General features: G+C 53.0%; 7 protein-coding genes and 1 pseudogene. 3 read left to right on the top strand and 5 right to left on the bottom strand.

The features are described from left to right. The 3 genes and pseudogenes from RTY00_RS15560 to mglC form a co-directional block, all read left to right on the top strand. Window positions 1-156: pseudogene (locus tag RTY00_RS15560) on the top strand (methyl-galactoside ABC transporter substrate-binding protein); the annotation flags it as partial. 70 nt (window positions 157-226) lie between these two features. Then, window positions 227-1,747 (top strand): galactose/methyl galactoside ABC transporter ATP-binding protein MglA, encoded by a 1,521-nt coding sequence (mglA, locus tag RTY00_RS15555; protein WP_008104954.1) that lies wholly within the window; start codon window positions 227-229, stop codon window positions 1,745-1,747. An 18-nt stretch (window positions 1,748-1,765) separates the two neighbouring features. Beyond that, window positions 1,766-2,776, top strand: coding sequence for a galactose/methyl galactoside ABC transporter permease MglC (gene mglC, locus RTY00_RS15550; protein ID WP_007889502.1), 1,011 nt, complete (start codon window positions 1,766-1,768; stop codon window positions 2,774-2,776). 93 nt (window positions 2,777-2,869) lie between these two features. Here the strand turns inward: mglC and sanA are convergent, their stop codons facing one another. The 5 genes from sanA to RTY00_RS15525 all read right to left on the bottom strand — a co-directional run bounded on the left by sanA (window position 2,870) and on the right by RTY00_RS15525 (window position 7,672). Beyond that, window positions 2,870-3,589, bottom strand: a complete 720-nt coding sequence (gene sanA, locus RTY00_RS15545; RefSeq protein ID WP_008104952.1) for an outer membrane permeability protein SanA — start codon at window positions 3,587-3,589, stop codon at window positions 2,870-2,872. 135 nt (window positions 3,590-3,724) lie between these two features. Beyond that, complete coding sequence (locus RTY00_RS15540) at window positions 3,725-5,422, bottom strand: NAD-dependent malic enzyme (protein ID WP_312665055.1); 1,698 nt, start codon at window positions 5,420-5,422, stop codon at window positions 3,725-3,727. A 160-nt stretch (window positions 5,423-5,582) separates the two neighbouring features. After that, on the bottom strand, window positions 5,583-6,479 hold the full coding sequence (cdd, locus tag RTY00_RS15535) for a cytidine deaminase (RefSeq protein ID WP_312665054.1): 897 nt from the start codon (window positions 6,477-6,479) through the stop codon (window positions 5,583-5,585). Window positions 6,480-6,603: 124 nt separating this feature from the next. Next, window positions 6,604-7,296 (bottom strand): CidB/LrgB family autolysis modulator, encoded by a 693-nt coding sequence (locus RTY00_RS15530; protein ID WP_293792942.1) that lies wholly within the window; start codon window positions 7,294-7,296, stop codon window positions 6,604-6,606. Next, window positions 7,289-7,672 (bottom strand): CidA/LrgA family protein, encoded by a 384-nt coding sequence (locus tag RTY00_RS15525; RefSeq protein ID WP_312665056.1) that lies wholly within the window; start codon window positions 7,670-7,672, stop codon window positions 7,289-7,291. The genes RTY00_RS15530 and RTY00_RS15525 overlap by 8 nt, the downstream gene beginning before the upstream one ends. Window positions 7,673-7,715: the final 43 nt, after the last annotated feature.

The following is a 7,715-nucleotide window of genomic DNA, read 5'->3' as shown; positions in this document are numbered from 1 at the left end:
GCGGAAAACCAGGCGAAAGCGACGCTGGATATTGCTAACAATCTGGCCAATGGCAAAGAGCCAACCGCTGGCACCAACTTCAAGATGGAAAACAAAATCGTACGTGTTCCTTACGTACCAGTAGATAAAGAAAATCTGTCGCAGTTTGTGAAGTAATTCATCCTGGGCGCGGCATTTCGCCGCGCCTTATTGCATCTGACCAACGCTTTATTTAGCCAGGTAAATTATGGCCAGTGAGAATCCGACCACACAGCGTGAATATCTGCTGGAGATGACGAATGTCTCGAAATCATTTCCAGGGGTTAAAGCCTTAGATAATGTGAATTTAAAAGTGCGGCCGCACTCCGTTCATGCATTAATGGGAGAAAACGGCGCCGGGAAATCTACATTATTAAAATGTCTGTTTGGGATTTATAAAAAGGATACGGGGAGCATCCTGTTTCAGGGTGAAGAAATTGATTATAAGAGCTCCAAAGAGGCGCTGGAAAATGGCGTTTCTATGGTGCATCAGGAATTAAACCTGGTTCTGCAGCGCAACGTCATGGATAACATGTGGCTTGGCCGTTATCCACGTAAAGGCGTGTTTGTCGATCAGGATAAAATGTATCGCGATACCAAAGCGATCTTTGATGAATTAGATATTGATATCGATCCGCGCGATAAAGTCGCCACCTTATCTGTCTCGCAGATGCAGATGATCGAAATCGCCAAAGCTTTTTCCTATGACGCCAAAATCGTTATTATGGATGAGCCGACATCATCGCTGACCGAAAAAGAAGTGAACCATTTGTTCACGATTATTCGTAAGCTGAAAGATCGCGGCTGCGGCATTGTCTATATCTCGCATAAGATGGAAGAGATTTTCCAGCTGTGCGATGAGATCACCATTTTGCGTGATGGGCAGTGGATCGCCACTCAGCCGCTGGAAGGGCTGGATATGGACAAGATCATCTCGATGATGGTTGGCCGTTCATTGAACCAGCGTTTCCCGGACAAGACCAACGTGCCGGGGGAAACCATTCTTGAGGTGCGCCATTTAACCTCACTGCGTCAGCCTTCGATTCGTGATATCTCGTTCGATCTGCGTAAAGGTGAAATTCTTGGTATTGCCGGTTTGGTGGGAGCCAAGCGTACCGACATCGTCGAAACCCTGTTTGGGATTCGCGAAAAGTCGGGCGGCACGATTAAATTGCACGGTAAGGCGATTAACAACCACAGCGCCAACGAAGCCATTAACCACGGCTTTGCGCTGGTGACGGAAGAGCGTCGCTCCACCGGTATTTATGCGTATCTGGATATTGGCTTTAACTCGCTTATCTCCAATATTAAAAAGTATAAATCCAGCATGGGGCTGCTCGATAATAAACGCATGAAAAGCGATACCCAATGGGTGATTGATTCGATGCGCGTGAAAACGCCGGGTCATCATACGCAAATTGGTTCGCTTTCCGGTGGTAACCAACAAAAAGTGATCATTGGTCGCTGGTTATTAACGCAGCCGGAAATATTGATGCTGGATGAACCAACGCGCGGGATTGATGTGGGCGCGAAATTCGAAATCTACCAACTTATTGCTGAGTTGGCGAAGAAAGAGAAGGGCATCATTATTATCTCTTCTGAAATGCCAGAACTGTTGGGTATTACCGATCGTATTTTAGTGATGAGTAATGGCCAGGTAGCAGGCATTGTTGATACCAAAACGACCTCGCAGAATGAAATCCTGCGTTTAGCGTCATTACACCTTTAATGAAGCAAGGGCTTTAACATGAAAGCGACTACTAAAAAGAATGCGCTAACCTGGTTAAAAGAGGGCGGCATTTACGTTGTCCTGTTTGTACTGCTGGCAATTATTATTTTCCAGGATCCAACGTTCTTAAGTTTAATGAACCTGAGTAACATTCTGACCCAATCCTCGGTGCGTATTATTATCGCATTGGGCGTGGCCGGTTTGATTGTCACCCAGGGTACGGACCTTTCAGCGGGTCGTCAGGTAGGTTTAGCGGCGGTGGTTGCCGCCACGCTACTGCAGGCGATGGATAACGCGAACAAGGTGTTCCCGCATCTGGATACCGTGCCAATTCCGGTGGTTATCCTGACCGTGTGCATCATCGGCGGCGTGATTGGTCTGGTGAACGGTGTGATCATTGCTTACCTCAAGGTAACGCCATTTATCACCACCCTGGGCACCATGATCATCGTTTACGGCATCAACTCACTCTATTACGACTTTGTGGGTGCATCGCCGATTGCCGGTTTCGATCCTGGCTTCTCCAAATTTGCCCAAGGCTTCCTGCGTTTCGGTGACTTCAAACTGTCGTTCATCACCTTCTACGCTGTGATTGCCATCGTATTTGTTTGGGTGCTGTGGAATAAAACCCGCTTCGGCCGCAACATCTTCGCTATCGGTGGTAACCCGGAAGCGGCGAAAGTGTCTGGCGTAAACGTACCGTTCAACCTGATTCTGGTGTATGCACTGTCTGGCGTGTTCTACGCATTCGGCGGGATGCTGGAAGCGGGCCGTATCGGCAGCGCCACCAACAACCTCGGCTTTATGTATGAGCTGGATGCGATTGCGGCTTGTGTGGTCGGCGGCGTGTCGTTTGCCGGTGGCGTGGGTTCTGTAGCGGGCGTGGTGACCGGTGTCATCATCTTCACCGTGATCAACTACGGTTTGACCTACATCGGCGTTAACCCTTACTGGCAGTACATCATCAAGGGCGGCATCATTATCTTCGCCGTGGCGCTGGATTCACTGAAGTACGCACGTAAAAAATAAGACATCACACAGCAAACAAAGGGCCGCGTAATGCGGCCCTTTTTACATTGGCGGTCGTCATAAATGGCGACCCTAAAAATGCACCGGTAACACTTACTTCTGCAGTTTCTCTTCCAACTCTAAAAGCTGCTCTGGCGTCACCGCCGGATAACTCTGCGCATCTTCCGGCACTTCATGCACCGCAGGAATCGGCACTAGCGGGCCGAGGAAACGCGGCTCGCGCTTCATCAAATACAAATCCGCCAGCGCACCCAAACGTGCACCCACTTCGCGGAAACGTACCGACAACATGTTTTTCGGCGATGGCACCGCATAACACTGCGCCTGAATCCCCAAATGCTGCGCGATATACAGCGCGCGTTCACAGTGGAAGCGCTGGGTGATGATGATGAAATCGTTGGTATCGAACACTTTGCGCGTGCGCACAATCGAATCCAGCGTGCGGAAGCCAGCGTAATCCAGCACGATGTCCGACGGCGCGACGCCCGCTTTAATCAAATCGCGGCGCATGGTCATCGGTTCGTTATAGCTTTGCTGCGCATTGTCACCGCTCAGCAGCAGGTAATTCACCTTGCCGCTGTTATAGGCGTTCAAAGCGCCCTGAATGCGATAGAGGTAATACTGATTGATGACGCCCGTGCGGTAATACTTGGCTGTGCCCAAGACCACGCCGACCTGACGATGCGGCAGCGAGGTGACATCTTCGTAAATAAAGGGCGCGGTTTTCCAGCTGATCCAGCGATCCAGGCCGAGCGCGGTCGCCACCATCAGTAAGATGATGAAAAACAGACCAAAGAAAACGCGTTTAATCATGCGCGCGGGCACTCGGTTGGCAGAATTCAGAATGGATAAAGGCTACTTGAGGCGGGCGGGGGAAGCAAGCTAAGGGCGGTTGGGCGGTGTTTTTTTAAGCATGGCCGGATCTAAGCGATCCGGCCATAAATTCGATTAAATCGAAGTACGACGATAATTACGGTACTGCGGCAGCCAGAAGTTGTTGCTGACGGCTTTCGACAACACATCTTCCGAGGTCACCACCGCCACGCCCGCCAGCTGCGCGGCTTTGCCTACTTCAATGGCAATCAGCTTGGACACGCCTTGTATATCTTTGATCTCCGGCAGAACCGGACCTTCGCCATCGTTAACCAGCGGTGAGCAGTCGGCCAGTGCGCGGCTGGCGGTCATCAGCATCGAATCCGTCACGCGACTCGCTCCTGCAGCGATAACACCCAAACCGATGCCAGGGAAGATATAGGAGTTGTTGCATTGGGCGATTGGATAGGTTTTCCCTTTCCAGGTGACCGGCGAGAACGGGCTGCCGGTGGCAACCAGCGCAGCGCCGTCGGTCCAGGCGATGATGTCGGCTGGCGTCGCTTCCACGCGTGACGTCGGGTTCGACAGCGGCATAACGATCGGACGCTTGGTGTGCTTGTGCATCTCGCGGATGATCTCTTCGGTGAACAGGCCTGGTTGACCAGACACGCCGATCAGAATATCCGGCTTGGCGTTGCGCACGACGTCGAGCAGAGAAATTGAATCGCTATCGGTATCCCAATCTTTCAGGCTCTCGCTCTTCTGCACCAGCTTGCTCTGGAAATTGAGCAGGTTCGGCAGTTTGTCGGTGAGCAGACCGAAGCGATCGACCATCATCACGCGGGCACGTGCTTCATCATCGCTTAAACCTTCCGACTTCATCTGCGCGATGATCTGCTCAGCGATACCGCAACCGGCAGAACCGGCACCGAGGAACACCACTTTCTGCTCGCACAGGCGGCTGCCCGCAGCGCGGCTGGCGGCGATCAGGGTGCCGACGGTCACTGCGGCGGTGCCCTGAATATCGTCGTTGAAGCAGCAGATCTCATCGCGATAACGCTCCAGCAGCGGCATGGCGTTTTTCTGTGCGAAGTCTTCGAACTGCAACAGCACGTTCGGCCAGCGACGATTCACCGCCTGGATGAACTCGTTAACGAACTGTTCGTACTCTTCGCCCGTGATGCGCGGATGACGCCAGCCCATATAGAGCGGATCGTTCAGCAGCTGCTGGTTGTTGGTGCCAACATCCAGCACCACCGGCAAGGTGTAAGCCGGACTGATGCCGCCACACGCGGTATACAGCGACAGCTTACCGATTGGGATGCCCATGCCGCCGATACCCAAATCGCCGAGACCGAGAATACGTTCGCCATCGGTCACCACGATCACTTTTACATTCTGCTTGGTGGCGTTCTGCAGCATGTCTTCAATGCGGTCGCGGTTGTTGTAAGAGATGAACACGCCGCGCGCGCGACGGTAGATTTCAGAGAAGTGTTCACAGGCGGCGCCGACCGTTGGGGTATAAATAATCGGCATCATCTCTTCCAGATGATTGTCGAGCAGGCGGTAGAACAGGGTTTCGTTGGTATCCTGGATGTTACGCAGATAGACATGCTTGTCGTTGTTATTTTTGAAATCCAGGAACTGGCGCCAGGCACGTTCTGCCTGCTCTTCGATGGTTTCTACCGCTTCAGGTAGCAGGCCGTTGAGGTTAAATTCGTTACGTTCTTCGAGGGTGAAGGCGCTGCCTTTATTCAATAGCGGAAATTCCAGCAGGATCGGACCCGCATAAGGAATATACAGCGGGCGTTTACTTTCGTAGTCGAGTTCCATGCAGTGCTTGCTCCGGTTGCAGTGTTTTCTGACGTATCGCCGGGAAAAGGTCACGCCAGTCCATCTTGAAGTGAAGAGGTTCTGGCGCCCGATCCTATGAAAATTCCTGCAGATGTACAGCTTTTGTTAACAGAAGGTCACAAAAGCGGTAAAAGGATCACTAAACTGATGTTTTCGAAACTAAAGTAAGTGAGAAATCCTCACATCCTAACGCCTTAAGCGTAGCGCGTGTCGCATCCAACTGACTCAGCGTGCTGTTCTGACATTCGGCTAAAACGGCTTGCTGAATAGTCTCCAGCGCTTCGTTGCTCATGTTCATCAAAATCAGTGCGGCCTGCAGCGGCGGCAAGCTTGGGTTGAAGGCGGCGTTTTCCGCATAGCGGCCGGTAAAGACCTTGCCGCTCTGGCTGCGCAGCGCCACGCCGCTGTAGCTCAGGCTATAAGGCGCGTGACTGTGATTGGCGGCGGCAATAGCGGCTTGTTGCAACGCATCACCTGTAAGCGCGAAACCATGATCGATCGGCGTCAGCAAACGTTCAGTGATGTTGAGATCGGCTGGACCAAACGCATCCGGTAAATAGTCGCCCAGCGTGCTAACCGCGCGTCCCGGAAGGCTGATGCGAATCGCCGTGCCGCTGTTCAGCTCGTTCATAAACTGACGGCAATGTCCGCACGGCGTGTAGTTGACGGTAATCGCCGCCAGCTTCTCTTCACCGCGCAGCCAGGCATGGGTAATAGCGCTTTGCTCAGCGTGCACCGTCTGTTGCAGCGGCGTGTGCAGGAACTCCATGTTGGCACCGAAGTACCAATGTCCGCTGACGCCGCGCGAGATCGCGCCGACATTAAAATTTGATACGGTTGCCACCGCGCAGCTCGCCGCCAGCGGCAGCAGTTCCAGCGCCAGCGCATCATCATCCAGACCGGTAAGCTGTTTCAGTTGCGCGACATCCTGCGGACGCAATACGCCATGGAAATCCGGCGCATCGAGCAGCGGCTGAATCGCAGCTTGCAGCGCAGCGGGCAGGGCAGAAAAAGCAGTAAGGAATCGTGAATGCATGATGTGATGGCCTCAGTTACGCGTTAGCGGCGATGCGCCGCCAGAGGTTTTATATGTGATCCAAGTCGCTCTGACAATGCAAGCTGATTGGGTTGTTTCAACTTTGCGAGATCTCTCGCAAGTTTCAGCCCCACCAATGCATTAATAGCGGAAAAAGGAACGGTGCCAGTAACGAAGTGATGATGCCGCAAATCACCAAAGCCAGTGAGCTGAAGGCGCCTTCCTGATAATCAATCTCGGCGGCGCGCGCGGTGCCTAACGCGTGCGAAGCGTTACCAATCGCCAATCCGCGCGAAGATTTGTTTTTCACCTTAAACAGATTAAGCAGCATATGGCCAAACACCGCACCCAGTACACCAGCGATGAGCACGCAGATAGCGCTGATAGCGGGAATACCGTGCAGCGATGCGGATACCGCCATCGCAATCGGCGTGGTAACGGATTTTGGCATGATGGTGGCGGCGATTTCCGGCGTTGCGCCCATCCACAGCGCAATCGCGGTACCCGACACCATCGCCGTAATGCTGCCGATGAAACAGACGCTGATGATGGTTTTCCAGCGCGCACGAATCTGATGCATCTGCTCATACAGCGGCAACGCCAGCGCGACAACCGCCGGTTGCAGCAACTGATTCAGCAGGCTGCTGCCGGCAAAATAGCGCGTGTAAGGCAGATTGGTGAGCAGCAGAATTGGAATGACAATCGCCATCGCCACCAGCAATGGATTGACGATGGAGATATTGATTTTCGCCGCCAGTTTGCGCGCCAGAAAATAGGCGATCACGGTTAGCGGCAGCGACCACCATGCATCACTCATTCGGCTTCTCCTGCGGGCGCTGCAAACGTTCTGCGCTGAGCCCCACAATCAGCAGCACCATAAAAGTACTGACAATGCACGACACCACAATCGGCCCGAACTGTGCGGTGAGGATATCGGTATAGCCCATCACGCCGACGCTAATCGGTACAAACAGCAGCGCCATGTAGCGAATCAGTAAATGGCATCCAGGTTTCACCCACTCAACCGGCATGATTTGCAGCGCCAGCAACAGGAACAGCAGCAGCATGCCGATGATGCTGCCGGGAATGGTTATCGGGAGCAGGGCAGAAATCCCCATTCCGGCGTAAAGCGCCGCATAGATGATGGCGAAGGCGCGCACATAGCGCCAACAAGCAGAGAGAACGGCAGGCATGTCAGGCTCCTGTTTTCGTAGCGCTTTATCATACGCATTAAGC

Origin of the sequence: Pantoea sp. CTOTU49201 (genome assembly GCF_032054795.1) — a bacterium.
Lineage (GTDB): Bacteria > Pseudomonadota > Gammaproteobacteria > Enterobacterales > Enterobacteriaceae > Pantoea > Pantoea symbiotica.
The sequence above is the reverse complement of the archived record's forward strand: the minus strand, read 5'-3'. Positions and strand labels throughout refer to the sequence as shown.

Bases quoted from the DNA above. Each gene is read 5' to 3' on its own strand.
- RTY00_RS15540 (WP_312665055.1), bottom strand. From the start codon at position 5,422: ATGGAACTCGACTACGAAAGTAAACGCCCGCTGTATATTCCTTATGCG.
- cdd (WP_312665054.1), bottom strand. From the start codon at position 6,479: ATGCATTCACGATTCCTTACTGCTTTTTCTGCCCTGCCCGCTGCGCTG.
- sanA (WP_008104952.1), bottom strand. From the start codon at position 3,589: ATGATTAAACGCGTTTTCTTTGGTCTGTTTTTCATCATCTTACTGATG.
- mglA (WP_008104954.1), top strand. From the start codon at position 227: ATGGCCAGTGAGAATCCGACCACACAGCGTGAATATCTGCTGGAGATG.
- RTY00_RS15530 (WP_293792942.1), bottom strand. From the start codon at position 7,296: ATGAGTGATGCATGGTGGTCGCTGCCGCTAACCGTGATCGCCTATTTT.
- RTY00_RS15525 (WP_312665056.1), bottom strand. From the start codon at position 7,672: ATGCCTGCCGTTCTCTCTGCTTGTTGGCGCTATGTGCGCGCCTTCGCC.
- mglC (WP_007889502.1), top strand. From the start codon at position 1,766: ATGAAAGCGACTACTAAAAAGAATGCGCTAACCTGGTTAAAAGAGGGC.